Here is a 25,903-nt window from a genome sequence, read left to right on the forward strand (position 1 = left end):
AGATACGGCAGCAAGGCACAGAGTGCAATTTGCTCGCATGGCGGATGTTGGCGATGACTGGTAAAATCATGAGCATCGTATCCAAGGGCAGGCGGACATGAGACGATACAGAAACGTGAAGATCGTGGCGACTCTGGGCCCGGCATCGACTGATTATGACACGATCCGGGCGCTCCACGAGGCGGGGGCGGATGTGTTCCGCCTCAACATGAGCCACGGCACATATGACGAGATCCGCGAGAGATACCACATCATCCGCGAGATCGAGCGCGACCTCGACAACCCGATCGGCATTCTGGCCGATCTTCAGGGGCCGAAACTGCGCGTTGCCACCTTTCGGCGCGAGGAAGAAGAGCTTGAGGAAGGCGCCACGTTCCGCCTCGATCTGGATGAGACCGAGGGCGATGCAACCCGCGTCTGCCTGCCCCATCCCGAGATTTTCGCGGCGCTGGAACCCGGCTCCGATCTCTTGATCAACGATGGCAAGATCAGGTTGCGGGTCGAGAGCTGCGGACCCGATTTCGCCACCTGCACCGTGATCGCGGGCGGCACGATCTCGAACCGCAAGGGCGTGAATGTACCCGACGTGGTGCTGCCGCTGGCGGCCCTGTCCGACAAGGACCGCGCCGATCTCGAATTCGTTTGCGATCTGGGCGTCGATTGGCTTGCGTTGAGTTTCGTGCAACGGCCCGAGGACGTGATCGAGGCGCGCAAGCTGGTCGATGGCCGGGCGGCGGTCTTGTCGAAGATCGAGAAACCCTCGGCGGTGAAGTGCTTTGACGAGATCCTCGCCGTGTCCGACGGGATCATGGTGGCGCGCGGCGATCTCGGGGTCGAGTTGCCGGTGCAGAACGTGCCCCCGATCCAGAAGCGGCTGGTGCGCCGCTGCCGGGCGGTGGCCAAGCCGGTGATCGTGGCGACGCAGATGCTCGAATCGATGATCGAAAGCCCGATGCCGACCCGCGCCGAAGTGTCGGATGTGGCGACTGCGATTTATGAGGGGGCAGATGCGATCATGCTGTCGGCGGAATCGGCGGCCGGGCAGTTTCCGATCGAGGCCGTCACGACGATGAACAACGTTGCGATCGAGGTCGAGGGCGATCCCACCTATCAAGAGGTCATAGAAGCGTCCCGCCGGGCCGAACGTCACAGCATTGCCGATGGCATCGTCGCCGCCGCGCGCGAGATCGCCGAGACCACGGATATCAAGGTGATCTGCTGTTACACGGAATCGGGCACCACCGCGCTCTTGATTGCGCGGGAACGTCCGCGCGTGCCGATCATTGCGATGACCAGCCTGCGCGGCACGGCGCGGCGGCTGGCGCTGACATGGGGCACGAATTGCATCATGACGGGCGAGCTTAACCGCTTCAAGCAGGCGGTGGTCAATGCCGCGCGGGCGGCACGGGTCAATGGCTATGCCGGAACCGAGGACCAGATCGTCGTGATAGCAGGTGTGCCGTTCAACGTGCCGGGAACGACAAATATCCTGCGCGTCGCGCCATGTGACGAAAGTTTGATTTTTGCCTCCGATCCGGAATAGGCTCGCCCGACCGGGCAGAGTGTCGGAAGGGTTGAGGGTATGAATTACGATCTGGCATTGACCATTGGCCTGCTCATCGGCGTGTTTTCGATTCCGGCAATGGTGTCCGCGTTGTCTGACCGTAGAAGCCCAAGGGTCGCCGCCATCGTGATGATCGTGGCGGGTGGGCTTGTTGTCTATGCGGTGACCCAAAAACCCGGGGGCTATCGGATTGACGAGATCCCCGATGCCATCATCAATGTAATCGCACGTTTCATAGGTTGACCGCCGGGCTATAACCCCCTTGCCAACAGGGGCGCAGCGACGTATACGGCGCCTCTCTAACCCGCGTGGCCGGCCAAAGTGGCATGCCGAGTCGCGCGAATACCGCACCGAAGAAGGAGACGGAAATGCCCAAGATGAAGACCAAGTCGAGCTGCAAGAAGCGGTTCAAGGTCACCGCCACCGGCAAGGTTCTGACGGCCCAGGCCGGCAAACGCCATGGCATGATCAAGCGCACCAACAAATTCATCCGCAACGCCCGCGGCACCACCACGCTCAGCGCCCCTGACGAGAAGATCGTCAAGAGCATGATGCCGTACGACCGTTAAGGAGGGTTTGAGAGATGTCGAGAGTCAAAGGTGGCACCACCACCCACGCCCGTCACAAGAAAGTCGTCAAGGCAGCCAAGGGTTACTACGGACGCCGCAAGAACACCTTCAAGGTGGCGCGTCAGGCCGTGGACAAGGCCAACCAGTACGCGACCCGCGACCGCAAGAACCGCAAGCGCAATTTCCGCGCCCTGTGGATCCAGCGGATCAACGCCGCGGTGCGTCTGCATGACGAAGGCCTGACCTATTCGCGGTTCATCAACGGCCTGACCAAGTCGGGGATCGAGGTAGACCGCAAGGTGCTGGCCGACCTGGCCGTGCACGAGCCCGAAGCCTTCGGCGCGATCGTCAATCAGGCGAAGGCCGCGCTGGCCTGAGGTTTGACGCAAGAATTCAGGAAAAACCCCGGTTCGGTCCCCGAACGCGGGGTTTTTTCATGTCAGGAGGATACAATGCAGATCAACGCGATCACGATTGTCGGCGGTGGGCTGATCGGGGCGAGCTGGGCGGCGCTGTTCCTGGCTCACGGCGCGCGGGTGACGGTGCAGGATGTGGCCCAAGATTTTGAAGCGCGGGTGACCAAGGAGGTCGGGCGGGCCTGGCCAGATCTCGTCGCACTGGGCATGGCGCATGGCGATGCGCCCCTCGACCGGTTGCGCTTTGCCTCTGATACGGCCCAGGCGTGTGCCGGTGCGGATTTCATCCAGGAATGCGGACCCGACCGGATTAATGTAAAGCGCGACCTCATCGCGCAGATCGAGGCGGGGGCAAAACCGGATGCGGTGATTGCTTCGTCCACCTCGTCGCTTCTGGCCAGCGACATTCAGAACGGTGCCGCGCATCCCGAACGAATCGTGGTGGCGCATCCCTTCAACCCGCCGCACCTGATACCTCTGGTCGAGCTGGTGCCGGGGCGTCAGACCGGTGCGCAAGCGATGGCCGTGGCGCGAACCTTCTACGCAGGCATAGGGCGCGAGGTGGTGGAGTTGAAACGCGACGAGGTGGGGCATGTGGCCAACCGGCTCTCGTCGGCGCTGTTTCGCGAGGCGGTGCATATCGTCGCCGAGGGGATCGCCAGCGCCGAGGACGTGGACCGCGCGGTGATGCACGGGCCGGGGCTGCGCTGGGCCTTGATGGGGCCTTACCTGACCTATCACCTGGGTGGCGGCGCGGGTGGCTTTCGTCATTACATCGAGCATCTGGGCCCGACACAGGCGGCACGCTGGGCCGAGCTGGGCGACCCGAAACTCGATCCTGAAACGGTGGGCAAGCTGATTGCGGGGGTGGACGATCTTGTTGCCGGGCTGGGCGACACGGACCCTGCCGCACGGCGGGACGCGGGATTGATCGGGCTTCTGGAACTCAAGCGGCGGATCGACGGCGATCAATCCTGATCGAGCGGGCGTTGCAACAGCGCCAGCGCGGCACCTGACACGAGAACCCCCGCCGCGACCAGAAGGCTTATGCCGATATCACCCGCCAGATCGCCGATCAGGCCCGCGGCATAAGGCCCGATAGTCTGGGCGATGGCGAAGATCACGGTGAAGAATCCGATCGCCGCGCCCCAACTTTCAGGCGGCAGGTTCTGGCGTGCGAAACTGGTCACGGCACCCGGCGGCATGAAGACGCATAGCCCGAAGATGACGGCCGAGATCACCGGCGCGGCCGGGCCGGGCATGATCACCGGCAGGGCCGAGCCAAGCGCGATCCCGGCAAGGATCATGGCCAGCGGGCGCCCCGAGGCGTGACGCGCCAGCACCGGCCGCCAGAGAATGGGCGAAACGAAGATGCAGCTTCCAAGGATGACCCAGATCGTTGCGATGAAAAGGGGCGTTGCCTGTTGTTCGGTCAACCACGCGGACAGGAAAGTCAGATAGACGATATAGCCCATGCCGAACGCGGCATAACCGACCAGTTCCCCCAGCATGCGTCGCAGCGGCAGGGGGATCGCCATGCTCTCGCTCTTGCGCGGGGCATGGAGACGGGAGGCCGACCAGAGACCCAGCGGCAGGAACAGAAGGCTTGTCCCGCCGATCAGCACCCAGCCCCATGGCCACGCACCATAGCCCTGCTGCCCCAGAAGGATCGGCAAGGCCGCCCCTGACAGCACGATCCCGAGGCCCCCGCCCGAACCGAACAGGATGGCGATGGCAAGCGCATTGCGCCTTGGATCGTCGCGGAAAAGCTGCGCCGCCAGCGTGCCCGCGGTTGAAAACGACATCGCCCCGAACACACCGGCCAGCACGCGCCACAGCGTCTGCCACCAGAGCGCGGTGACGAGTCCGGTGACCAGAAGCGCCGCCGTGGTCGTGACAAGGCCGAAAGCAAAGAGATGCGTGGGCCGCACCCGCCGGATCAGGATCATGGTCAGGATCGCGCCCGCGACATAGCCCAACGCATTCGCGGTGTTGAGCCACCCGGCCTGCGCATAGCTCCAGTCGAGTTCGGATTTCATCGCGGGCAAGAGTAGCCCATAGGCGAAACGGGCAAACCCGTTGGTCACGGTCACGCCAAGGGCGAGACCTGCCAGGACCAGCCATGGGTTTGCAGGATTGTCGGTCATCGCGGCGGCAGGTCTCTGCACTTGGCCCGTCCCTTTCAATTCATCGTCGTTGTCTCATGGTCTCGGATGCGCATCAATCGCTTTGCATGCAAGGGCCACGCGCTTGCATTCGGGGGGCGCACTCGCTAGCAGGGGCCAACCGGAATTCGGAGGGTCGGATGGACGATCTGAGAGATAAGTATATCAAGCTGATTGCCGACGCGGGCGACGAGTCCACGCTTGAGGATCTGCGGGTGCAGGCGGTGGGCAAGAAGGGCGAGATCAGCCTTCAGATGCGCGAGTTGGGCAAGATGAGCGCGGAAGAACGGCAGGTGATGGGCCCAAGGCTCAACGCATTGAAAGACGAGATCAATTCGGCGCTGGCGGCCAAGCGCGAAGCGTTGGCCGATGCGGCGCTGGACGAACGCCTGCGCGGTGAATGGCTTGACGTGACGCTGCCCGCGCGGGGGCGTCGGGCGGGCACGATCCACCCGATTTCACAAGTGACCGAAGAGGTGACGGCGATCTTTGCCGATATGGGGTTCGCCGTGGCCGAAGGGCCACAGGTGGAAAGCGACTGGCACAATTTCGACGCGCTCAATATCCCCGGCCACCACCCGGCGCGGGCCGAGATGGACACGTTCTACATGCACCGCGCGGAAGGCGACGAGCGCCCGCCGCATGTGCTGCGCACCCATACCTCGCCGGTGCAGATCCGCTCGATGGAATTGCAGGGCGCGCCGATCCGGGTGATCTGTCCGGGGCGCGTCTATCGTGCGGATTACGACCAGACCCACACGCCGATGTTTCACCAGGTCGAGGGGCTGGCGCTCGATACCGATATTTCCATGGCCAACCTCAAGTGGACATTGGAAGAATTCGTGAAAGCGTTTTTCGAGGTCGATGACGTGGAACTGCGGTTCCGCGCCTCGCATTTCCCGTTCACCGAGCCGAGCGCCGAGGTCGATATCCGGTGCAGTTGGGAAGGCGGGCAATTGAAGGTCGGCGAAGGCGATGACTGGCTGGAAATTCTCGGCTCCGGCATGGTGCATCCCAACGTGCTCCGGGCCGGGGGGATTAACCCGAACGTGCATCAGGGCTTTGCCTTCGGCATGGGGATCGACCGGCTGGCAATGCTGAAATACGGCATCCCCGACCTGCGGGCGTTCTTTGATTCCGACCTGCGCTGGCTGCGCCACTATGGCTTTGCAAGCCTCGACGTGCCGACGCTGCATGGGGGGTTGTCGCGGTGATGTCTGACATGATGTCTTGCGGGGCTTTGGCCCCGCATCGCGCCCGACCCGCCCCCAGGCCGAGTGCGATGCTCGTGCACTTCACAACCGTTGAAATTTCTCTCCTCAAGGAGATGCGGACATGAAATTCACACTCTCCTGGCTCAAGGATCATCTCGACACCACCGCGTCGGTCGATGAGATCGCCGAGGCGCTGACCGACCTTGGGCTCGAGGTCGAAGAGATCACCAACCCGCTGGACAAGCTCGGGAATTTCACGCTGGGCAAGGTCATATCGGCCGAGCAGCACCCCGATGCGGACCGACTGCGCGTCTGCATGGTCGAGACCGACGAGGGCGAGAAGCAGATCGTCTGTGGTGCGCCCAACGCGCGCGAGGGGATCGTCGTCGTGATCGCCAAGCCGGGCGATTACGTCCCCGGCATCGACACCACGCTGAGCGTGGGCAAGATCCGCGGCGTGGAAAGCCACGGGATGATGTGTTCCGAGCGCGAGATGGAGCTTTCCGAAGAACATGACGGCATCATCGAACTGCCCAGCGGTGAGGTGGGCGAGCGGTTCATCGACTGGCTGGCGGTGAACGATCCGGCCAAGGTCGATCCGGTGATCGAGATCGCGATCACGCCGAACCGGCCGGATGCGCTGGGCGTGCGGGGGATCGCGCGTGACCTTGCGGCGCGGGGGCTGGGCACGCTCAAACCCGAGAAAGAAGTCGAGATCGCGGGGGAATTCCCCTGTCCGATCAACGTGACCATCGATGAGGACACGCGCGATGGCTGTTACGTTTTCGCCGGGCGCCTGATCCGGGGGGTCGAGAACGGGCCGAGCCCGCAATGGTTGCAGGACCGGCTGCGCGCGATTGGCCTCAGGCCGATTTCAAAACTGGTGGATGTGACCAATTTCTTCACCTTCGACCAGAACCGCCCGTTGCACGTGTTCGACGCCGCAAAAGTGCAGGGCGACCTGCGTATCCGGCGGGCCGTGGACGGCGAAAAGCTGGTGGCGCTCGACGAGAAGGAATACACGCTTTCCGATGGGCAGATCGTGATTGCCGATGATCAAGGTGTTGAATCAATTGCCGGAATCATGGGCGGGCTGGAAACGGGTTGCACCATGGAAACCACCGATGTCTTCCTTGAGGCGGCGGTGTGGAACCATGTGCAGGTCGCCTATACGGGCCGGGCGCTCAAGATCAATTCGGACGCGCGCTATCGCAACGAACGCGGCATCGACCCCGCGTTCAACATGCCGGCGGTCGAACTGGCCACGCAGATGATCATGGAGCTTTGCGGCGGTGAGCCTTCGGAGGTGGTTGTCGCGGGCGAGGTGCCGGATATGAGCCGCGCCTACAAGCTCGATCCGGCGCGGGTGATCAGCCTCGTGGGCATGGACATACCCGAGAGCGAACAGCGCCAGACCCTGACCAAGCTGGGCTTCCGGCTTGAGGGCAACATGGCGCATGTGCCGAGTTGGCGGCCCGACGTGATGGGCGAGGCGGACCTCGTGGAAGAGGTCGCACGCATCGCTTCGTTAACGAAGCTTAAGGGAATCCCAATGCGCCGAACGCAGGTCGGTGTGCCGAAACCGGTCTTGTCGCTGCATCAGCGGCGCGAACAGGCGGCGCGGCGGGTTTGTGCATCGTTAGGATACAACGAATGCGTGACCTATTCCTTCATCGACCGGGCGTCTGCTGCCCTGTTCGGCGGGGGCACGGATGCGACCATGCTCGACAACCCGATCTCGTCGGAAATGAGCCATATGCGCCCCGACCTTCTGCCCGGTCTTTTGCAGGCGGCGGCGCGCAACCAGGCGCGCGGGTTCCATGACCTTGCCCTCTTTGAAGTCGGCCCCGCCTTTCACGGTGGCGAGCCGGAAGAGCAGCGCAGCCAGGTTTCGGGCCTGTTGGTCGGACGGACGGGCGCAAAGGATGTGCATGGCGGATCGCGCGCGGTCGATCTCTATGATGCCAAGGCCGATGCCGAGGCGGTTCTGGCCGCGATCGGCGCACCGGCCAAGGTGCAGATCCTGCGCGACGGCCCGGCATGGTGGCACCCGGGGCGGCACGGGAAAATCTGTCTCGGCCCCAAGAAGGTGCTTGGAATCTTTGGGGAAATTCACCCCAAGGTTCTGAAGGCGATGGATGTGAAGGGCCCCGCCGTGGGCTTTACCATCTGGCCCGACGAGGTGCCCGCATCGCGCAAGCAGAATGCCACACGCGCCGCGCTGGAAGCCAGCGACCTACAGGCGGTCGAGCGCGATTTCGCCTTTGTCGTGGACGCGCATGTCGAGGCGCAGGCGCTGGTCAACGCGGCGATGGGGGCCGACAAGACGCTGATCGAGAACGTGCGCGTCTTTGACGAATTCATCGGTGGCAGCCTTGGTGCGGACAAGAAATCGCTGGCCCTCACCGTGCGGATTCAGCCCCGCGCCAAGACCCTGACCGAGAAGGAAATCGAGGCGGTCGGCGGCAAGATCGTCGAGAAGGTTTCGAAGGCCACGGGCGGTGTCTTGCGCGGCTAGGCGGGGCGAAATTCCACGCCTCGCGGCGGCTTCCCGCCGATGGTTAACGGGCGCGAATCCCAGGGGGTGATCCGCGCGTGACTCCCGGCTGACATCCGGCTGCCGGGATCTTGGGATCGCGGCGGGTTAACATGGCGCGCGCAGCAGGCGCGCGCAGGAACGGGTTTCACGCAGGTTAACCTTTGGCCGGTGCACCACCCGGGGGTTGGACGCCCTGATCAGCCGCGTTTGCACCTCCGCGGGCCGGGCGCGGCCGAAACAACATGCACCTTTTCAAACCGGCCCTGATCCTGTAAAGGCCCCCCATCTGAGACGTGACGCTTTGGCCCTGGCGCATGGGATGATGAAGGGGTCGGCGGCAATGGGGCCGCCAGTGAAAACGGAGGACCCGGGATACGCCCGGGAGTGCCTCCAGACAGGAAACGATGATGTTCAATATTACGACGAAAAGCATGCAGTGGGGCGATGAGACGCTCACACTGGAAACGGGCAAGGTTGCCCGTCAGGCAGATGGTTCGGTGATTGCAACGCTGGGCGAAACCAGCGTCATGGCCAACGTGACCTTTGCCAAGGAACCCAAGCCCGGATTGGATTTCTTTCCGCTGACGGTTCACTATCAGGAAAAATACTATGCCGCGGGCAAGGTGCCGGGCGGGTTCTTCAAGCGCGAGGCACGCCCGAGCGAGAAAGAGACCCTGACCGCGCGGTTGATCGACCGGCCGATCCGGCCGCTGTTCGTGCCGGGTTTCAAGCATGAAACACTGGTCATGTGCACCGTGCTGAGCCACGATCTGGTCAACGATCCCGACATGGTGGCGATGATCGCGACCTCTGCCGCGCTGACCATTTCGGGTGTGCCCTTCATGGGCCCGATCGCGGCCTGCCGCGTGGGTTATGTCGATGGCGATTACGTGCTGAACCCCGATGTCGAGGACATGCACGATCTGCGCAACAAGCCCGAACAGCGGCTTGACCTCGTGGTCGCGGGGACCAAGGACGCGGTCATGATGGTCGAGTCCGAAGCCTATGAGCTGACCGAATCCGAGATGCTGGGCGCGGTGAATTTCGCGCATCAGCAAATCCAGCCGGTGATCGACCTGATCATCGACCTGGCCGAGGATGCCGCGAAAGAGCCGTTCGACTTCCAGCCGCCGGATTATTCCGAGCTTTACGAGGCGGTGAAGGCCGCGGGCGAAACGCAGATGCGCGACGCTTACGCGATCCTCGACAAGCAGGAGCGCACCGCCGCCGTTTCGGCCGCGAAAGAGGCGATCAAGGCGGGTCTGAGCGAAGAGCAGTTGGAAGACCCGAACCTTGGCGCGGCGCTCAAGAAGCTCGAATCCGTCGTGTTGCGCGGCAATGTCGTGAAAGACGGCAAGCGGATCGACGGTCGCCCGCTGGATCAGGTGCGCCCGATCGTTTGCGAAACCGGCTTCCTGCCCCGCACCCACGGTTCGGCGCTCTTTACCCGAGGCGAAACGCAAGGCCTGGTCGTGACCACGCTCGGCACTGGCGATGACGAACAGTTCATTGACGCGCTGACCGGGAATTTCCGCTCGAACTTCCTGCTGCATTACAACTTCCCGCCCTATTCGGTGGGTGAAGCGGGTCGCGTTGGTCCTCCGGGCCGTCGCGAGATCGGTCACGGGAAACTCGCATGGCGCGCCTTGCAGGCCGTTCTGCCCGCGCCGACCGACTTCCCCTATACCCTGCGCCTGGTGTCCGAGATCACCGAGTCGAACGGTTCAAGCTCGATGGCCACCGTCTGTGGCGGGTCGCTTTCGATGATGGATGCCGGTGTTCCGCTCAAGGCGGCCGTGGCCGGTGTGGCGATGGGCCTCGTTCTGGAAGAAGACGGCTCTTACGCGGTTCTGACCGATATCCTTGGCGACGAGGATCACCTCGGCGACATGGACTTCAAGGTGGCCGGGACCGAAGAGGGCATCACCAGCCTCCAGATGGATATCAAGGTCGCCGGCATCACGCCCGAGATCATGGAAAAGGCGCTGGCACAGGCCAAGGATGGGCGTCTGCACATCCTGGGCGAGATGAACAAGGCGCTTTCGGGTGTCGGTGAGTTCAGCGTGCACGCCCCGCGCATCGAGACCATGCAGATCCCGACCGACAAGATCCGCGAAGTGATCGGCTCGGGCGGCAAGGTGATCCGCGAGATCGTCGAGGTCTCGGGTGCCAAGGTCGATATCAACGACGAAGGTATCATCAAGATCGCGTCGCCCAACGGGGACGCCATCAAGAAGGCCTATGACATGATCCATTCGATCGTGGCCGAGCCGGAAGAGGGTGGCATCTACAAGGGCACGGTGGTCAAGATCGTCGATTTCGGCGCCTTCGTGAACTTCTTTGGCAAACGTGACGGGCTGGTTCATGTCAGCCAGATCGAGAACCGCCGCCTGAACCATCCGTCGGATGTGCTCAAGGAAGGTCAGGAAGTCTGGGTCAAGCTGCTGGGCTTTGACGATCGCGGCAAGGTGCGCCTGTCGATGAAAGTCGTCGACCAGGAGACCGGCGAAGAGGCCAAGAAAGAGGAAGCGGAGGACTGATACGTCCCACGCCATTCCGCTAAGATCGAGCGACGCCCCGGATGATCTCCGGGGCGTTTCTTTTTGCGGTGAGCTGAGGGGTCAGGAAATGATCTCGAAGCGTTCGACATCGACAAGGCCGCGATCCGTGATCTTGAGCGCGGGAATCACCGGCAGGGCAAGGAAGGCCAGTTGCAGGAAGGGTTCCTGTAGCTCCACGCCAAGGCTCGCCGCCGCCGCGCGCAACGGGATCAGCGTATCGCGCACCACCTCGAAGGGCTCAAGGCTCATCAACCCGGCGACCGGCAGGGCCAGTTCGGCCAAAACGACCCCGTCACGCACCACGACGAACCCGCCCTCGATCTCGCCCAGCCGGTTCGCGGCGAGCGCCATGTCGTCGTAATCGGCGCCCACCACCGCGATATTGTGATGGTCGTGGCACACGGTCGAGGCGATGGCCCCGGCCTTGAGGCCGAACCCCTTCACGAAGCCCGTCGCGATGTTGCCGTTGCGGCCGTGGCGTTCGATCACGGCGATCTTCACGAGGTCGCGGGCGGGGTCGGGGCGCTTGTCGCCATCGACGATCGCAATGCTCTCGTGGAGGTGTTCGGTGATGATCTTGCCCTCGAGAATGCCGATCACGTCGGTCTCTTCGCGGTTGCCGGTGGTGCGGAAATCGCGGTCCTGAACCGGCGCCGCCTTGACCGAGTGACGCCCCACCGGCGCGATCACCTCGCGACCGGAATAGGCCGCATCATTCAGGATCACCCCGCCCGAAACGACAAGCGCGGCCCGGCACTCGTCAAGGCTTTCGACCGCAACGATGTCGGCGCGTTTGCCCGGTGCGATCTGGCCCCGGTCCTTGAGGCCGAACGCCTCGGCCGCCGACAGACTCGCCGCGCGATAGACCGCCTGCGGCGAGATGCCAAGGCCGATCAGGCTTCGGATCATGTAGTCGAGATGCCCGTGCTCGGCGATGTCGAGCGGATTGCGATCATCAGTGCACAGGCAGCAATAGGCCGATGTCAGGTCATTGAGGATCGGCGCGAGCGCGTGCATGTCCTTGCTGACCGATCCTTCGCGGATCAGGACGCGCAAGCCTTTGCGCAGTTTCTCGCGCGCCTCCGCGGCGCTTGTCGCCTCGTGCTCGGTGCGGATGCCCGCGGCGGCATAGGCATTGAGATCGCGCCCCGACAAGAGCGGCGCATGGCCGTCGATATGGCGCCCCTCGAAGGCGCGCAGCTTGGCCATTGCCTCGGGGTCGCGGTGAATCACGCCGGGATAGTTCATGAACTCGGCCAGTCCGATCACCCGCGGATGATCCTTGAACGCCGCCAGTTCCTCGGCCCCGATCCGTGCGCCTGCCGTCTCCATCTCGGTCGAGGGGACGCAGGAGCTGAGGTTGACGCGGATATCCATCAGGGTGTGGTGCGACGCGTCGAGGAAATACTCGACCCCCGGCACGCCGATCACGTTTGCGATCTCGTGCGGGTCGCAGATCGCGGTGGTCACGCCACGCGGGCCGACGCAGCGATCGAATTCATAGGGCGTGACCAGCGAGCTTTCGATATGCAGATGCGTGTCGATGAAGCCCGGAACCAGCGTGAGGCCCGTGACGTCAACAATCTCCTGCGCCTCGTAATCCTCGCCGACGCCGACGACCACCGAACCGGCAATCGCCACGTCACCCTCGATCATCTCGCCGGTGACGACATCGAGCACCCGCCCACCGCGCAGGACCATGTCGGCGGGCACCTCGCCACGCGCCGTGGCGATCAGCGTTTCAAGATCCGGCTTGTCCATCCTGTCCTCCTTGCCCGGCATCAGGCGAGCCTTTCGCGCCAGCCCAGCCCCGCGACCGTTTCCCCGGCGGGGATGTATTCGCAGCCGACCCATCCATCATAACCCACGCGGTCCAATACCTCGAACACCGGCCCATAGGCCAGTTCGCCCGTGTCGGGTTCATGCCGGTCGGGCACGCCTGCGATCTGAACATGGTCGATCCGGGCGTGAATAGCCTCGATCGTGCGGATCACGTCGCCACGGGTGATCTGATGGTGATAGATGTCGAATTGCAATCCCACGTTCGGGTGGTCGATCCGGTCCAGCAGGTCAAGCGCCTGTGCTGTCGTGGTGAGGAAATAGCCGGGCATCGCGCGCGGGTTGATCGGCTCGATCAAAACCTTGATCCCGGCCACGCCCAGCACGTCGCCCGCGCGGCGCAGGTTGGCGATAAAGCGCGCCTCGCCCTCTGGTGTCACCGGCGCGATCCCGGCCATGCAATGCAGCTGCCTTGCCCCGAGGGCCCGGGCATATTCCAAGGCGATCCCAAGGCTTTCGGCAAAATCGCCCTCGCGCCCGGCAATCGCCGCCAAGCCACGCTCGCCCGCCGCCCAATCCCCGGGCGGCAGGTTGAAGATGCTTGTTTCCAGCCGGTTTTCCCCGACCTTTGCGGCGATCTCCTCGACCGGCTGCGCGTAGGGAAACAGGAATTCGACCGCCTGAAACCCCGCGGCGCGCGCCGCCGGGAACCTGTCGAGAAACGGCCATTCGGTGAACATCATCGAAAGGTTGGCCGAAAAGCGCGGCATCAGGCGGGCGCTTTCATCGGCGCGCCGGCCACATAGGTCTGTGCCACCGCCCGGTCATCGCCAAGGATCATCAAGAGGAAGAGTTCCTCGGCCAGCGTTTCGACCGTTTCGTAACGCAGCTTCATTTCCGGCGTCGCCCGTGCGTTCAAGACGACCACGTCCGCCTCGGTCCCCTCGTCCAGCGTGCCGATCCTGTCCTCGAGCCCGAGGGCGAGCGCGTTGCCGCGCGTGATCCAGTGAAAGGCGCGATAGGGATGGGTCTGTTGCCGCTGCATTTGCAGCACCTTGTAGCCCTCATTGAGGGTCTGCAACATCGAGAAACTGGTGCCGCCGCCAATGTCGGTTGCAATCGCGTTCACGATGCCGCGCGCGCGCAGCCCCGCATCGTCGAACAGCCCGCTGCCCAAAAAGAGGTTCGAGGTCGGGCAGAACACCGGGTGCGATCCGGTCTCGGCCAGCCGCGCGATCTCGCGATCTTCAAGATGGATGCAATGGCCAAGCAGCGCCTTTTCCCCCAACAGGCCGTGGGTGTCATAAACATCGAGGTAATTGCGTGCATCCGGGTAAAGGCGCAGTGTTTCGGCGATCTCGTCGTGGTTTTCCGACAGGTGGGTCTGCATGTAGCAATCGGGGAATTCCGCCACCAAGGCCCCGGCCGCGGCCAGTTGCGATGGTGTCGAGGTGATCGCGAAACGCGGCGTGATGGCATAGTGCAACCGCCCGCGCCCATGCCATTCGCCGATCAGCGCCTTGCTGTCGTCATAGCCCGATTGCGCCGTGTCGATCAGCCCCTCGGGCGCGTTGCGATCCATCATGACCTTGCCGCCCGCCATGCGCATGTTGCGGCGATGCGCCTCGGCAAAGAACGCTTGGGCCGAATTCGGATGCGCGGCGCAATAGGCGACCGCCGTCGTCGTGCCATGCGCGGTCAGCAGATCAAAGAATGCCCCCGCCATGCGCGCCGCGTGGTCCGGGTCGGCAAAGCGCATCTCCTCGGGGAAGGTGTAGTCGCGCAACCAGTCGAGAAGCTGTTCGCCCCAGCTCGCCACCACCTGCACCTGCGGGAAATGGATATGCGGGTCGATGAAGCCGGGCAGGATCAGGTTCGGCCGGTGGTCGATCACGTCGAACACCCCGGCCCGCTGCGACACGACATCGAATGACCCGCAACCGGCGATCATGCCGTCCCTGATCCAAAGGCCCCCATCCTCGTGATAGGTGAACGCATCGTCATCCCCCGGCCCCACCGGCTCGCGATGAAAGCTCAGGATACGCCCGCGCAGGATACGCTCGCTCACTCTTGCATCTCCATATTTGCCTGCATGCTCTGGAATTGGCCCAGCCTCGACATGATCTCGGCCGCGATCTGAACCGCGATCACCTCGGGCCGCTTGTCCCCCTTTTGCTCGACCGCCATGGGACAGGTCAGGCGCGCAGAATCCACCGAAACGCCGTTGCGCCGCGCCCAGCCGAGAAAGGACGCGCGTTTGGTCTTTGACCCGATCATGCCGACATAGGCGAGATCGGGCCGTTTCAGGGCTTCGGCGGCGATCAGGAAATCGAGTGCGTGATCATGGGTCACGATCACCACCGCCGCGCCGCGCCGCGCGCCGTCAATCTCGGCTTCCGGCAAGGCCACCACGCGCTTGTCACAGGCGGCATCGACCTGCGAAAGTTCATCTGCGCGCGTGTCAACGAGCACGGTCTGCACCGGCAACGCCGCCAGCACACGCACCAGCGCCCGCCCGACATGCCCGGCACCGAAGACCATCACTTGCGGATCGTCCTGTCGGTTTCTCGCATCAGCCCCGATCACCCGTGCCCGGCCCGCCCGGTCCAGCCGTTCCAGCGCCAGCCAGACCCGCCCGCCGCAGCATTGCCCGCTCTCGGGGCCAAGCGTCACATGCATCTCGGTATGATCCTGTCCATCGGCCAGCATCCGGCGGGCGTGGTCGATCGCCATGTATTCCAGTTGGCCACCGCCAATCGTGCCATGCAGGGCGTCGGGTGAAACGAACATGCCCGCGCCAGCCTCGCGCGGGCCTGAGCCTTCGAGCTGTGTCACCGTCACGTGCACGACATCGCCCGGATCATCCAGAAATCTTGCCAGATCGCTCATCTTTCCGCCCTGAGCCTCTCGATCGCCATCAAGACCCGCTCCGGCGTCGCCGGGGCGTCGAGCCTTGGGCACTCCCGGTAATCCGCGACGCTCGCCACCGCCATCGAGATCGCCTCGAACACCGAAATGCCCAGCATGAGGGGCGGCTCGCCCACGGCCTTGGAGCGCTTGATGGTGCGCTCGGCATTCTGCGACCATTCGGCCAGCGCCACGTTGAAGATGCGCGGCCGGTCCGAGGCCAGCGGGATCTTGTAGGTCGACGGCGCATGGGTGCGCAACCGGCCATCGCCATCCCACCACAATTCCTCGCTGGTGAGCCAACCAACACCCTGGATGAACCCGCCCTCGACCTGACCCCGGTCGACCGCCGGATTGAGCGAGCGCCCGACATCATGCAGAATGTCCACCCGGTCCACCCGGTATTCCCCGGTGAGCGTATCGACCGACACCTCGGAACAGGCCGCGCCATAGGCGAAATAGTAGAACGGACGCCCCTGCCCCTTGTCGCGGTTCCAGTGAATTTTCGGCGTCTTGTAGAAGCCCGCCGCCGAAAGCTGCACCCGCGCCACATAGGCCTGACGGATGAAATCGTCGAAACCGATTTCCTCGGCTCCGATTTTCACCCGACCGGGCAGGAACTCAACCTCGGTGGCGTCGACCCCCCATTTCTCACAAGCAAAATCCACCAGCCGGGCCTTGATCTGCTCGCAGGCGTCCAGCGCCGCCATGCCGTTGAGATCGGACCCTGACGAGGCCGCCGTGGCCGACGTGTTGGGCACCTTCTCGGTCGTGGTGCGGGTGATCTTGATCCGGTCGATATCGACCGCGAAGGCTTCGGCCACCACCTGCGCGACCTTGATGTTCAGGCCCTGCCCCATCTCGGTTCCACCATGGTTGAGCATGATCGACCCGTCATTATAGACATGCACGAGGGCACCGGCCTGATTATACCAGGTGGCGGTAAAGGAGATCCCGAACTTGACGGGGGTAAGGGCAATGCCGCGCCGGAGGATGCCGCCCTTGGCATTGTCGTCAAGTATCGCCTGCCGCCGCGCCTGATACTGCGATGACGCCTCCAACTCTCCGACGATACGTTCAAGGATGTTGTCCTCGACCACCTGGTGATAGGGCGTCACATCCCCACCCGGGCGATAGAAATTCGCCTTGCGAATTTCCAGCGGGTCGCGCCCCAAGGCATAGGCGATTTCCTCGATCATCCGTTCGGCCACGATCACGCCTTGCGGACCGCCGAACCCGCGAAAGGCGGTGTTCGAGACGGTGTTGGTCTTCATCGGCCGCGAGCGGAGCCGCACATGCGGATAGAAATAGGCATTGTCGGCATGAAACAGCGCCCGGTCGGTGACCGGCCCTGACAGGTCGGCGGAAAACCCGCAGCGCGCGGCAAACAGCCCCTCGACCGCCTCGATCCGCCCCTCGCCATCGAACCCGACCTCGTAATCGGCCACGAAATCATGCCGTTTGCCGGTGGCGATCATGTCCTGATCGCGGTCGGGGCGGATTTTCACCGGGCGATTCCATTTCTTCGCCGCAAGCGCCGCCACGGCGGCAAAGAGGTTCATCTGGGTTTCCTTGCCGCCGAACCCGCCGCCCATGCGCCGCACGTTGATCACCACCGAATGCGACGGCACGCCGAGGACATGCGCCACCATGTGCTGGGCCTCGCTCGGGTGCTGGGTCGAGGAATAGACCACCACGTCCTCGTCCTCGCCGGGCATGGCAAAGGCGATATGCCCTTCAAGATACATGTGATCCTGCCCGCCAATGGCCATGCGCCCCTTGATCCGGTGCGCCGATCCGGCCAGCCCCGCCGCGACCTCGCCCCGCTCGAGCTTGAGCGGCGCGGTCACGTCCGGGTATCCCGCCTCGATGGCCCCTATCGGGTCGAGAACATGGGGCAAGGGGTCGATCTCGACCCGCGCCCGCGCCGCCGCGCGCCGCGCCGCATCGCGGCTCTTTGCCACCACGGCAAAGAGCGGCTGGCCATGGAACTCGACCGTTTCTGCCGGGAAAACCGGGTCATCGCCTGTTCCCGTCGGGCTGATGTCATTGGCGCCGGGAATGTCGGCTGCCGTCAGAACCCCGACCACACCGGGCGCGGCCAGCACCTCGGACAGGTCCATGCCGGTAATCCGGCCATGCGCCACCTCGGACAGCCCGAGATAGGCATGAAGCGTGCCGATAGATTCGAGAATATCATCGGTATAGTCCGCCCGCCCGGTGACATGCTTGGCCGCGCTGTCATGGGCCAAATCCTGATGGGGTGCGCCCTTGACGCTCATGCTTCGGCCCTCCGCAATTCCGCTTGCTGCGCCTCGCCATGCTCCGCCCAGAACCTTTGAAACAGGTTCTGGGCGACGCGCATCCGGTACTCCGCGCTGGCCCGCCAATCGCTCAGCGGCTTGAAATCCTGCGGCAACGCCTCGGCCGCCCTGGCAAGGCTCTCCCTGTCAAACGGCGCGCCGATCAGCACGGCCTCCGCCGCCTCGGCGCGTTTCGGAACGCCCGCCATCCCGCCAAAGGCGATCCGCGCATCACTGATCGTGCCATCCGCCACCGTCACCGCAAACCCCGCCGCGACCGAGGAAATATCCTCGTCCCGCCGTTTCGAGATCTTCCAAGCGCCGTGCAAAGTGGCCGGGTTCGGGCGCGGCACCGCCACGGTTTCGACGAACTCGCCCGGCGCGCGGTCCTGCTTGCCATAGTCGAGAAAGAACGCCTCGAGCGGCAATTCGCGCCGCACCGCGCCATGCCGCAACACCACCCGCGCACCGAGCGCGATCAAGACCGGGGGCACGTCGCCGATGGGCGATCCGTTGGCGATGTTTCCGCCGATGGTGCCCATGTTGCGCACCTGCCAGCCCGCGATCCGGTGCCAGTATTCGCGCAGATGCGGAAAGGCCCCGATCAACGCCGCCTCGGCTTGCGAGTAACTCGCCCCGGCGCCGATGGTCAGCCCGTCCGCGGTCTCTTCGATCCGCTGCAACCCGTCGAGATGCCCGATAAAGATCGCCGGGCCGATATCGCGCAGGGATTTCGTGACCCAAAGGCCCACATCCGTGGCCCCCGCCACCACTGTTGCATCGGGTTCAGCCGCGTAAACCGCCGCGAAATCATCGACATCCGCAGGCAGGATCGCGCGTTGCCCGTCATGCGCGACCTCGACCCGGGTGCCGTCATGCAGTGCCTTCAAACCCGCCGTAACGCTCGCGCGCTCGGTCACGAGGATATCGCCCTCTGGGCCCCCATGATCCGCCGCCGCCAGCGCCGCCCTGACAATCGGCGCATAGCCGGTGCAGCGGCACAGGTTGCCCTGAAGCGCGATCTCGATTTCGGTCTCGCTGGGCCGTGGCGTCTGCATCCAGAGCGCGTAAAGCGCCATCACGATCCCCGGCGTGCAGAACCCGCATTGGCTGCCGTGATGATCCACCATCGCGCGCTGCACCGGATGCAGACCGCCATCCACCCCGCGCAGATGCTCGACCGTCACCACGTGACAGCCATCCAGACTGGCCAGGAACCGGATACAAGCATTGACCGGCTCATAGCGCAAACCGTCATCGGTCAGCCGCCCGACCAGCACCGTGCAGGCCCCGCAATCGCCCTCGGCACAGCCTTCCTTGGTCCCGGTCAGCCTCTGCCCGATCCTGAGAAAATCCAGGAGCGTGTCGCCCGCGCCCACCTCGGTCAGGCGCATTTCATCATCGTTCAGAAGAAACCGGATCTCTCGCCGCACCATCGCCATATCCATTCCTCCAGCGCACACCGCCCCCGAGTCTACGCTGCTGCGCTGCCCTTCTAAACCATGCCTTTCCTTGGACACTTTCAAGGAAACGTATAAAATCCGGAAAGTCTTTCAATGCTATCATCCGGACAGGAGATCGCGCCATGCCTTATGTAGAGAGTATCAAGGTTTTCTTACGTGTGGTCGAACTTGGTTCAATTACGGCAGGTGGGCGCGATCTCCGCCTGACCCCGGCGGTTGCCTCGAACCGGATCAAGGAGCTGGAGAAGCGTCTCGGTGTCCGGCTTTTCAACCGCACCACGCGCAAGCTCGGCCCGACCGAGGCGGGGCGGCTGTTCTACGACCACGCCCGCCAGGTGATCGAGGCGCTGGACGAGGCCGAGGCCGTCGTCGCGGGCTTTGCCGGGACGCCACGCGGCGCGGTGCGGGTCTCGGCTCCGCTCGGCATCGGGCGGCGCGTCATCGCGCCCATGGTGCCCGAATTCAACGCGACCTTCCCGGATGTGCAGGTGCAGTTGCGCCTGTCGGATCGCAAGATCGACATGCTCGAAGATCGGCTCGACCTTGCGTTCTTCCTTGGTGAATTGCAGGACAGCACCCTCAAGCTGCGCAAGATCGCCTCGTGCCCGCGCGTGCTTGTCGCCTCGCCCGCCTATCTCGACGGGCATGGCACGCCCAAAGATCCGCAGGACCTGCTGGACAATCACAATTGCCTGTTGCTGCGCTTCCCCCGCAGCCCGGAATATTTCTGGACCCTCCAGGCGGGTGAGAACCCGATAAAACTCGATGTTACCGGACGCTTTGATGCAGATGACGGCGACGTTCTGACCGATTGGGCGCTTGCCGGGCACGGCATCGCCAACAAGCCGCGTTTCGATGTCGAGACCCATCTCGCAACCGGCGCCCTGCGCGAGGTCCTGCCCGATACCCCGCCCATGCCCTCGACCTTTGCCTGCCTCTACCCGCATCGCAAGTTGCAGGACCCCAAGGTCAGGCTTTTCATCGACTTCGTCGTCGAGCGGGCGCGCGCGCTATTCCCCGGCTAGCGCGATTTCCGCGCCCGTGGCCGCGCGATACCAGCGCACGATCGCCGCCCGCTCCTCGGGGTCCATCCAGCTCACATTGGCTGGTGGCATCGCCGTGCTCAGCCCGGCCTGGAGATAGATCTCGCGTGCCTGCGCCGCGATCTCCTGCGGGGTTTCAAGCAAGACGCCCTTGGGCGCGTGATAGACCCCGTCATAGGCCGTTTCGCGCGCATGGCACATCGAGCAGCGCCCCATCACGATATAGGTGACATCCTCGAACCCCTCGGCGCTGGCAAAGCGTTCTTCCTGTGCCGTCATTTCCCGCGCCTCGGCCTCTTCGACCGCGCCAAACTCGTCCTGGCCCAGCGTCGAAAGCCAGACGATCGCAAGGAAAAGCGCCACGGTCGCCCCCCATGTCCACCACGGCAGCCCCTTGCGCGCATGCATCGAGTTGAAGAAATGCCGGATCGTCACCCCCATCAGGAACACCAGCGCCGCGATCACCCAATTGTATTCAGTGGCAAAGGCCAGCGGGTAATGGTTGCTCAGCATCAGGAAGATGACCGGCAGGGTCAGGTAATTGTTATGGGTCGAGCGCAGCTTGGCGATCTTGCCGTATTTCGGGTCCGGCTTGCGCCCCGCCTTGAGATCGGCCACCACGACCCGCTGATTGGGCATGATGATGAAAAACACGTTGGCCGTCATGATCGTGGCGGTGAATGCCCCGAGATGCAGCATCATCGCGCGCCCGGTGAACACCTGGTTATAGCCCCAGCCCATCGCCACCAGCAGCGCGAACAAGAGCAGCATCAGGATCGTCGGCTTCTCGCCCAGCCCGCTCTTGCACAGGACATCATAGACCAACCAGCCGATGGTCAGCGACGCCGCCGAGATCACGATCCCCTGCCACAGCGCCAGCTCCACCTTGTGCTGGTCGATCAGGTAAAGCTCGCCCCCTGCCCAATAGACGATCATCAACAGCGCCGCCCCCGAAAGCCATGTCGAATAGCTCTCCCATTTGAACCATGTCAGGTGCTCGGGCATCGCCTCGGGCGCGACGAGGTATTTGCGGATGTGATAGAACCCGCCGCCATGCACCTGCCATTCCTCGCCATCCGCGCCACGCAGATCGCCCTCGCGCCGCAACCCGAGGTCGAGCGCGATGAAGTAAAAGGACGACCCGATCCACGCGATTGCCGTGATCACATGCAGCCAGCGAACGGCAAAACCCATCCAATCCCAAAGGATCGCCACCTCGAACATCGCCTTTCCTCCTGTCTCGTTGCACGGCACAGCCTAGCCGACACCGCTTTTCCCTTGAATAACCCAAATAATCCCAGCACTTTCAAAAAAACCGGAAAAAACGCACCCATGTCCTATCTCGACAATATCCGAACCTTCGTGCGCGTCTATGAACTTGGCTCGATGTCCGCCGCCGCCCGGGATCAGCGCATTTCCCCCGCCGTCGCCTCCGCGCGCATCTCCTCGCTCGAAGAGCACCTGAACGTGCGGCTTTTCCAGCGCACCACCCGGATGCTCAACCCCACCGAACAGGGCCGCATCTTCTATGACGGGGCACAGCGCATCCTCGATTCTGTCTCCGAGGCCGAAGCCGCCGTCACCTCGATCACCGCCGATCCGCGCGGCACGATCCATGTCGCGGCCCCGCTTGGCATCGGGCGTCGCCTGATCGCGCCCCTCGTGCCCGCGTTCAAACGCGACTACCCGCTGATCAACATCCGCCTGCGCCTGTCGGATCGCAAGCTCGACCTCACCGCCGAGGGGCTCGACATCGTGTTCTTCCTCGGTCAGCCCGAAGACAGCAGTCTCAGGATTCGCAAGATCGCCGATTGCCCGCGCCTGCTCTGCGCCGCGCCGTCCTACCTGCAGAATCGCGGCGACCCCGAAACCCCGCAGGATCTTGTCACCGGCCTGCATGATTGTCTCAACCTGCGTTATCCCGGCGCGCCCGAATTCCAGTGGCCGCTCGAAACACCCGAGGGGATCAAACGCTTTGCCGTCACCGGCCCGTTCGAATCCGATGATGGCGACGTGCTCACCAACTGGGCGCTCGACGGGCAGGGGATCATTCTCAAACCCGTGTTCGAAGTCGCCGACCATCTTGCCAGCGGTGCGCTCAAACCCGTGCTCGAACATGCACCGCCCGTGCCCGTCACGCTCGGGGCGCTCTATCCCCACCGCCGCCGACAGGACCCCAAGATGCGGCTCTTTCTCGATTTCATGGCGACGCGGATGGCCGCGACGCTTCAGCTTCCGCGATAGGTCGAATAGCCGAAAGGCGACAGCAAGAGCGGCACGTGGTAGTGCGATGCCTCGCTCATGCCGAAGCGGATCGGCACATGATCGAGAAACAGCGGTTCCGCCCCTGCCTGCCCGGTCGCGCGCAGGTAATCGCCGGCGTGGAAAACCAGCTCGTAAACCCCGCGCTCGAATTCCTCGGCCGGCAGGATATGCTCATCCGTGCGCCCGTCGTCATTCGTGGACAGCGTTCGCACATGCCGCCGCGCCGCACCCTCGATCCGGTAAAGCTCGATCCACAAACCCGCCGCCGGACAACCCCGCGCCGTATCGAGAACATGTGTCGTCAGAAACCCGGCCATCCGGTATCCTCCATTTTTCCCCAGCCTGCCGTCACAACCCTGCCAATCCAAGCCCGTGACGCCAAGGATCACTTTCAAACCAGACCGGAAAATCGGGTTCTTTCTTGGGAAAAATACTCAAATCCCCGGCATCCACCCGCGCAACCGGACGGTCTCAACGCGCCGCCATCAGCCCCGCGACGTCCAGCATCCGGTTCGAAAAGCCCCATTCATTGTCATACCAGCCGAAGACCCGCAGCAACCCGCCCACCGACACGCTGGTTTCGCGCCCGCTCATCACGATAGATTCGGAACGCATGCGCAGATCGGTCGACACCAGCGGCAGGGTGATCCAGCCAAAGACCGGGCTCTCCGCCGCCTGCTCCAGCACCGCGTTGACCTCGTCGACGCGCGCCGGTTTGCGGGTCTGAACCGTCAAATCGATGCATGAGACGCTCGCCGAGGGAACCCGCACCGCGCGGGCCTCGATCCGTCCGTCCAGCCCCGGCAGAACCGCACCGATGAGCCGCGCGGCACTCGTCGTCGTGGGCACCATCGACAGGGCCGCCGCCCGCGACCGCACAAGGTTGGCCTTGGGCTTGTCGACGGTGGGCTGGCTGCCGGTATAGCAATGCACGGTCGTCATATGCCCGCTTTCCACGCCCCAATGCGAATCAAGCAGCGCCAGCAGCGGGGCCAGCGCGTTGGTCGTGCAACTGGCGTTCGAGACGACCCGGTGTGCGCCCAGATCGGCCTCGTTCGCACCCAGCACCACGGTCATATCGGCAACATCGGACGGCCCCGAAATCAGAACCGAACCCGCCCCCGCCTCAAGCCCACGTTCCACTTCGGCGCGGCCGCCCTCGGCCCCGGTGCATTCCAGCAAGACATCGACGCCTTGCAGATCGACCTCGCGAATATCGGCAACCGAATGAAACGGGATGCGTCGCCCGTCCACGATGATCGCCCCGTCTTCGTGGCGCACATCGCCCGGATAGGGGCCGAACACGCTGTCATAGGCGAACAGATAGGCACAGCTTTGCAGCGGCGCGATATCGTTGATCGCGACCAGTTCGAACCCGTCCTCCGCCCGGCTGGTCAGCAACATCCGCAGGATCGACCGCCCGATCCGCCCGAATCCATTGATCGCGATTCTCGTCATCATCATTGAAGCGGGCCGTTGCCCACCCCTCCTTCTTCCCCGAAAAACGGCGTCATCTGCGCCACGATCACCGCGTTCTCGTCAAGTGCGCGCTGCATCAACGCGCGCTCGTCCGCGGAAATTTCATGCCCTTCCGCCAGCCGCTCTTCATAGGTGCCATACCCGGTGACATCGAGCGGCGCGGTATCGGCCTGCTTGAGAATCGCAACCGCCTCGCGCACCGCCTCGGCCTCGTCCACGCCGCTGGCAAATACCATCAGCGCCGCGCCCGTGGCCCCCTTGGGCAGGCCATCCCCGGCCTTGCGGCCGATCTCGACCACAAGCGTATAGACCTGCTGTTGGCGTTTGCCCGTGTTCGACATGATCGCTCTCTCCAGACATCTCGCACTTGAACAGTTGGCGAAAGCTTGTCAAGCAATGCAAAATGTTATGTTATCACATCCGCATGCAAAGGACTCATCCGTGCCGAACCACCCTTTTGCCACCATGTCACCCAAGCGGGCCAACCCGGGCAAGGCACGGTTGCCCACCTCGGAGACACCCGGCATGAGTCCGAACATGCAAACCGCATTGAAACGGCGGCGCCGGCGCACCAATCCGATGGACGAGTTCGACCGCCTGCCGCCCGGTGCCCGGCGCTGGCTGCACAAGGCCGTCCTGCCATGGTCGGCGCGCTCGGTCGCGCGACACTGGGCCGAAGCAGTGAGCCGCACAGGCGGCGACGAGGCCGCCGCCCATGCCTGGCTCGATACGCTGGAACGTCGCCTGCTGGCGCGCGATGCGCTCGCGACAGGGGGCGTCGTCAGTCCCGCAAAAGCTCGTTGATCGAGGTTTTCGAGCGGGTTTTCTCGTCGACCCGCTTCACGATCACCGCGCAATAGAGGTTGACCCCGTTCTTCGACGGCATCGTGCCCGAGACCACGACCGATCCGCTCGGCACCTCGCCATACATGACCTCGCCGGTTTCGCGGTCGACGATCTTGGTCGATTGACCAATATAGACGCCCATCCCCAGAACCGAGCCTTCGCGCACGATCACGCCCTCGACCACCTCGGAGCGCGCGCCGATAAAGCAATTGTCCTCGATGATCGTCGGCCCCGCCTGCATCGGTTCGAGCACACCGCCGATACCGACGCCACCCGACAGGTGCACGCCCTTGCCGATCTGCGCGCAAGAGCCGACCGTGGCCCATGTATCGACCATCGTGCCCTCGTCGACATAGGCGCCGAGGTTGACGAAGGACGGCATCAGCACCACGCCCGGCGCGATAAAGGCCGAGCGCCGCACGATGCAGTTGGGCACGGCGCGAAAGCCGCCGGCCTTCCACTCGGCATCGGTCCATCCGGCGAACTTGCTGTCCACCTTGTCCCACCAGCCGCCACCCTGCGGCCCGCCCGATTGCTGTTCCATGTCCTTGAGACGGAACCCCAGGAGAACCGCTTTCTTGGCCCATTGGTTGACCTGCCACACGCCGTCGTCACCACGTTCGGCCACGCGCAATTTGCCACCGTCCAGCGCGTCGAGCGTCGCCTCGATGGCCTCGCGGGTCTCGCCCTTGGTGGCCGGTGTGATCTGGTCGCGGTTGTCCCATGCGGCCTCGATGGCCGCTTCGAGTTGCGCGTTCGACATGTCGTGTCTCCCCTGTCGGATTCTGGC

Annotated in this window: 23 protein-coding genes; 11 read left to right on the top strand and 12 right to left on the bottom strand. The window is 63.8% G+C overall.

What is annotated here, in order from left to right; translation table 11 throughout:
• Window positions 1-97 precede the first annotated feature (97 nt).
• The 5 genes from pyk (at window position 98) to FLO80_RS05955 (ending at window position 3,527) form a co-directional block, all read left to right on the top strand.
• Window positions 98-1,543 (top strand): pyruvate kinase, encoded by a 1,446-nt coding sequence (pyk, locus tag FLO80_RS05935; RefSeq protein WP_111362651.1) that lies wholly within the window; start codon window positions 98-100, stop codon window positions 1,541-1,543.
• Window positions 1,544-1,582: 39 nt separating this feature from the next.
• Window positions 1,583-1,807, top strand: coding sequence for a hypothetical protein (locus FLO80_RS05940; protein WP_111362652.1), 225 nt, complete (start codon window positions 1,583-1,585; stop codon window positions 1,805-1,807).
• A 125-nt stretch (window positions 1,808-1,932) separates the two neighbouring features.
• Window positions 1,933-2,133, top strand: a complete 201-nt coding sequence (rpmI, locus tag FLO80_RS05945) for a 50S ribosomal protein L35 (protein ID WP_111362653.1) — start codon at window positions 1,933-1,935, stop codon at window positions 2,131-2,133.
• Between the two features lie 14 nt (window positions 2,134-2,147).
• The gene (gene rplT, locus FLO80_RS05950; RefSeq protein WP_111362654.1) at window positions 2,148-2,510 is read left to right on the top strand and encodes a 50S ribosomal protein L20; all 363 of its coding nucleotides are present in this window, start codon (window positions 2,148-2,150) and stop codon (window positions 2,508-2,510) included.
• 75 nt (window positions 2,511-2,585) lie between these two features.
• A complete protein-coding gene (locus FLO80_RS05955) occupies window positions 2,586-3,527 on the top strand; it encodes a 3-hydroxyacyl-CoA dehydrogenase NAD-binding domain-containing protein (protein ID WP_111362655.1) in 942 nt (313 codons plus the stop codon).
• Here the strand turns inward: FLO80_RS05955 and FLO80_RS05960 are convergent.
• Window positions 3,518-4,696 (bottom strand): YbfB/YjiJ family MFS transporter, encoded by a 1,179-nt coding sequence (locus tag FLO80_RS05960; RefSeq protein WP_111362656.1) that lies wholly within the window; start codon window positions 4,694-4,696, stop codon window positions 3,518-3,520. The two genes, FLO80_RS05955 and FLO80_RS05960, sit on opposite strands and share 10 nt — an antisense overlap.
• Window positions 4,697-4,854: 158 nt before the next feature.
• On the opposite strand from FLO80_RS05960, the gene pheS reads away from it, so the two are divergent.
• The 3 genes from pheS to pnp all read left to right on the top strand — a co-directional run bounded on the left by pheS (window position 4,855) and on the right by pnp (window position 11,007).
• Complete coding sequence (pheS, locus tag FLO80_RS05965; protein WP_111362657.1) at window positions 4,855-5,928, top strand: phenylalanine--tRNA ligase subunit alpha; 1,074 nt, start codon at window positions 4,855-4,857, stop codon at window positions 5,926-5,928.
• Between the two features lie 121 nt (window positions 5,929-6,049).
• A complete protein-coding gene (pheT, locus tag FLO80_RS05970) occupies window positions 6,050-8,446 on the top strand; it encodes a phenylalanine--tRNA ligase subunit beta (RefSeq protein ID WP_111362658.1) in 2,397 nt (798 codons plus the stop codon).
• A 428-nt stretch (window positions 8,447-8,874) separates the two neighbouring features.
• A complete protein-coding gene (gene pnp, locus FLO80_RS05975; RefSeq protein ID WP_111363196.1) occupies window positions 8,875-11,007 on the top strand; it encodes a polyribonucleotide nucleotidyltransferase in 2,133 nt (710 codons plus the stop codon).
• Window positions 11,008-11,088: 81 nt separating this feature from the next.
• Here pnp and ade read toward each other — a convergent pair whose 3' ends face one another.
• The 6 genes from ade to xdhA are packed head-to-tail and all read right to left on the bottom strand — an operon-like array spanning window position 11,089 to window position 19,459.
• On the bottom strand, window positions 11,089-12,789 hold the full coding sequence (gene ade, locus FLO80_RS05980; RefSeq protein WP_111363199.1) for an adenine deaminase: 1,701 nt from the start codon (window positions 12,787-12,789) through the stop codon (window positions 11,089-11,091).
• A 20-nt stretch (window positions 12,790-12,809) separates the two neighbouring features.
• A complete protein-coding gene (otnI, locus tag FLO80_RS05985; RefSeq protein WP_111362659.1) occupies window positions 12,810-13,577 on the bottom strand; it encodes a 2-oxo-tetronate isomerase in 768 nt (255 codons plus the stop codon).
• Window positions 13,577-14,875, bottom strand: coding sequence for a guanine deaminase (guaD, locus tag FLO80_RS05990; RefSeq protein WP_111362660.1), 1,299 nt, complete (start codon window positions 14,873-14,875; stop codon window positions 13,577-13,579). The genes otnI and guaD overlap by 1 nt, the downstream gene beginning before the upstream one ends.
• A complete protein-coding gene (gene xdhC, locus FLO80_RS05995; protein ID WP_111362661.1) occupies window positions 14,872-15,696 on the bottom strand; it encodes a xanthine dehydrogenase accessory protein XdhC in 825 nt (274 codons plus the stop codon). Before xdhC ends, guaD begins: the two co-directional genes overlap by 4 nt.
• Entirely contained in the window at window positions 15,693-17,996 is a 2,304-nt protein-coding gene (gene xdhB / locus FLO80_RS06000; protein WP_111362662.1) for a xanthine dehydrogenase molybdopterin binding subunit, read from the bottom strand. Before xdhB ends, xdhC begins: the two co-directional genes overlap by 4 nt.
• Window positions 17,993-19,459 carry a xanthine dehydrogenase small subunit gene (xdhA, locus tag FLO80_RS06005; RefSeq protein ID WP_246156585.1) on the bottom strand — a complete coding sequence of 489 codons (1,467 nt, stop codon included), beginning with the start codon at window positions 19,457-19,459 and terminating at the stop codon, window positions 17,993-17,995. Before xdhA ends, xdhB begins: the two co-directional genes overlap by 4 nt.
• Before the next feature lie 143 nt (window positions 19,460-19,602).
• On the opposite strand from xdhA, the gene FLO80_RS06010 reads away from it, so the two are divergent.
• The gene (locus FLO80_RS06010) at window positions 19,603-20,505 is read left to right on the top strand and encodes a LysR family transcriptional regulator (protein WP_111362663.1); all 903 of its coding nucleotides are present in this window, start codon (window positions 19,603-19,605) and stop codon (window positions 20,503-20,505) included.
• Here the strand turns inward: FLO80_RS06010 and FLO80_RS06015 are convergent.
• Window positions 20,491-21,747, bottom strand: coding sequence for a urate hydroxylase PuuD (locus FLO80_RS06015; RefSeq protein WP_111362664.1), 1,257 nt, complete (start codon window positions 21,745-21,747; stop codon window positions 20,491-20,493). The two genes, FLO80_RS06010 and FLO80_RS06015, sit on opposite strands and share 15 nt — an antisense overlap.
• Window positions 21,748-21,855: 108 nt before the next feature.
• Here FLO80_RS06015 and FLO80_RS06020 point away from each other — a divergent pair, with 108 nt between their 5' ends.
• Window positions 21,856-22,767 (top strand): LysR family transcriptional regulator, encoded by a 912-nt coding sequence (locus tag FLO80_RS06020; RefSeq protein ID WP_111362665.1) that lies wholly within the window; start codon window positions 21,856-21,858, stop codon window positions 22,765-22,767.
• On the opposite strand, the gene uraH is transcribed toward FLO80_RS06020, so the two are convergent.
• The 3 genes from uraH to FLO80_RS06035 all read right to left on the bottom strand — a co-directional run bounded on the left by uraH (window position 22,752) and on the right by FLO80_RS06035 (window position 24,608).
• Entirely contained in the window at window positions 22,752-23,105 is a 354-nt protein-coding gene (gene uraH / locus FLO80_RS06025; RefSeq protein WP_111362666.1) for a hydroxyisourate hydrolase, read from the bottom strand. The genes FLO80_RS06020 and uraH overlap by 16 nt on opposite strands.
• Window positions 23,106-23,259: 154 nt before the next feature.
• Window positions 23,260-24,252, bottom strand: coding sequence for a type I glyceraldehyde-3-phosphate dehydrogenase (locus FLO80_RS06030; protein ID WP_439328707.1), 993 nt, complete (start codon window positions 24,250-24,252; stop codon window positions 23,260-23,262).
• A complete protein-coding gene (locus tag FLO80_RS06035; RefSeq protein ID WP_111362667.1) occupies window positions 24,249-24,608 on the bottom strand; it encodes a DUF8846 family protein in 360 nt (119 codons plus the stop codon). The genes FLO80_RS06030 and FLO80_RS06035 overlap by 4 nt, the downstream gene beginning before the upstream one ends.
• Before the next feature lie 100 nt (window positions 24,609-24,708).
• On the opposite strand from FLO80_RS06035, the gene FLO80_RS06040 reads away from it, so the two are divergent.
• Window positions 24,709-25,071, top strand: a complete 363-nt coding sequence (locus FLO80_RS06040) for a DUF6525 family protein (protein ID WP_246156586.1) — start codon at window positions 24,709-24,711, stop codon at window positions 25,069-25,071.
• On the opposite strand, the gene dapD is transcribed toward FLO80_RS06040, so the two are convergent.
• Window positions 25,049-25,876 carry a 2,3,4,5-tetrahydropyridine-2,6-dicarboxylate N-succinyltransferase gene (dapD, locus tag FLO80_RS06045; protein WP_111362668.1) on the bottom strand — a complete coding sequence of 276 codons (828 nt, stop codon included), beginning with the start codon at window positions 25,874-25,876 and terminating at the stop codon, window positions 25,049-25,051. The genes FLO80_RS06040 and dapD overlap by 23 nt on opposite strands.
• Between the last annotated feature and the right edge of the window lie 27 nt (window positions 25,877-25,903).

The sequence above is a fragment of the Aquicoccus porphyridii genome (assembly GCF_008369105.1).
Classification (GTDB): domain Bacteria; phylum Pseudomonadota; class Alphaproteobacteria; order Rhodobacterales; family Rhodobacteraceae; genus Aquicoccus; species Aquicoccus porphyridii.

Excerpts from the sequence above, each read along its gene's own strand:
- FLO80_RS06020 (WP_111362665.1), top strand. The coding sequence starts at position 21,856 with ATGTCCTATCTCGACAATATCCGAACCTTCGTGCGCGTCTATGAACTT.
- FLO80_RS06010 (WP_111362663.1), top strand. The coding sequence starts at position 19,603 with ATGCCTTATGTAGAGAGTATCAAGGTTTTCTTACGTGTGGTCGAACTT.
- ade (WP_111363199.1), bottom strand. The coding sequence starts at position 12,789 with ATGGACAAGCCGGATCTTGAAACGCTGATCGCCACGGCGCGTGGCGAG.
- FLO80_RS06035 (WP_111362667.1), bottom strand. The coding sequence starts at position 24,608 with ATGTCGAACACGGGCAAACGCCAACAGCAGGTCTATACGCTTGTGGTC.
- pyk (WP_111362651.1), top strand. The coding sequence starts at position 98 with ATGAGACGATACAGAAACGTGAAGATCGTGGCGACTCTGGGCCCGGCA.
- otnI (WP_111362659.1), bottom strand. The coding sequence starts at position 13,577 with ATGCCGCGCTTTTCGGCCAACCTTTCGATGATGTTCACCGAATGGCCG.
- pnp (WP_111363196.1), top strand. The coding sequence starts at position 8,875 with ATGTTCAATATTACGACGAAAAGCATGCAGTGGGGCGATGAGACGCTC.
- xdhC (WP_111362661.1), bottom strand. The coding sequence starts at position 15,696 with ATGAGCGATCTGGCAAGATTTCTGGATGATCCGGGCGATGTCGTGCAC.
- pheT (WP_111362658.1), top strand. The coding sequence starts at position 6,050 with ATGAAATTCACACTCTCCTGGCTCAAGGATCATCTCGACACCACCGCG.
- pheS (WP_111362657.1), top strand. The coding sequence starts at position 4,855 with ATGGACGATCTGAGAGATAAGTATATCAAGCTGATTGCCGACGCGGGC.
- rpmI (WP_111362653.1), top strand. The coding sequence starts at position 1,933 with ATGCCCAAGATGAAGACCAAGTCGAGCTGCAAGAAGCGGTTCAAGGTC.
- FLO80_RS05940 (WP_111362652.1), top strand. The coding sequence starts at position 1,583 with ATGAATTACGATCTGGCATTGACCATTGGCCTGCTCATCGGCGTGTTT.
- dapD (WP_111362668.1), bottom strand. The coding sequence starts at position 25,876 with ATGTCGAACGCGCAACTCGAAGCGGCCATCGAGGCCGCATGGGACAAC.
- FLO80_RS05960 (WP_111362656.1), bottom strand. The coding sequence starts at position 4,696 with ATGACCGACAATCCTGCAAACCCATGGCTGGTCCTGGCAGGTCTCGCC.
- xdhB (WP_111362662.1), bottom strand. The coding sequence starts at position 17,996 with ATGAGCGTCAAGGGCGCACCCCATCAGGATTTGGCCCATGACAGCGCG.
- rplT (WP_111362654.1), top strand. The coding sequence starts at position 2,148 with ATGTCGAGAGTCAAAGGTGGCACCACCACCCACGCCCGTCACAAGAAA.
- FLO80_RS06030 (WP_439328707.1), bottom strand. The coding sequence starts at position 24,252 with ATGATGATGACGAGAATCGCGATCAATGGATTCGGGCGGATCGGGCGG.
- FLO80_RS05955 (WP_111362655.1), top strand. The coding sequence starts at position 2,586 with ATGCAGATCAACGCGATCACGATTGTCGGCGGTGGGCTGATCGGGGCG.
- uraH (WP_111362666.1), bottom strand. The coding sequence starts at position 23,105 with ATGGCCGGGTTTCTGACGACACATGTTCTCGATACGGCGCGGGGTTGT.
- xdhA (WP_246156585.1), bottom strand. The coding sequence starts at position 19,459 with ATGGCGATGGTGCGGCGAGAGATCCGGTTTCTTCTGAACGATGATGAA.
- FLO80_RS06015 (WP_111362664.1), bottom strand. The coding sequence starts at position 21,747 with ATGTTCGAGGTGGCGATCCTTTGGGATTGGATGGGTTTTGCCGTTCGC.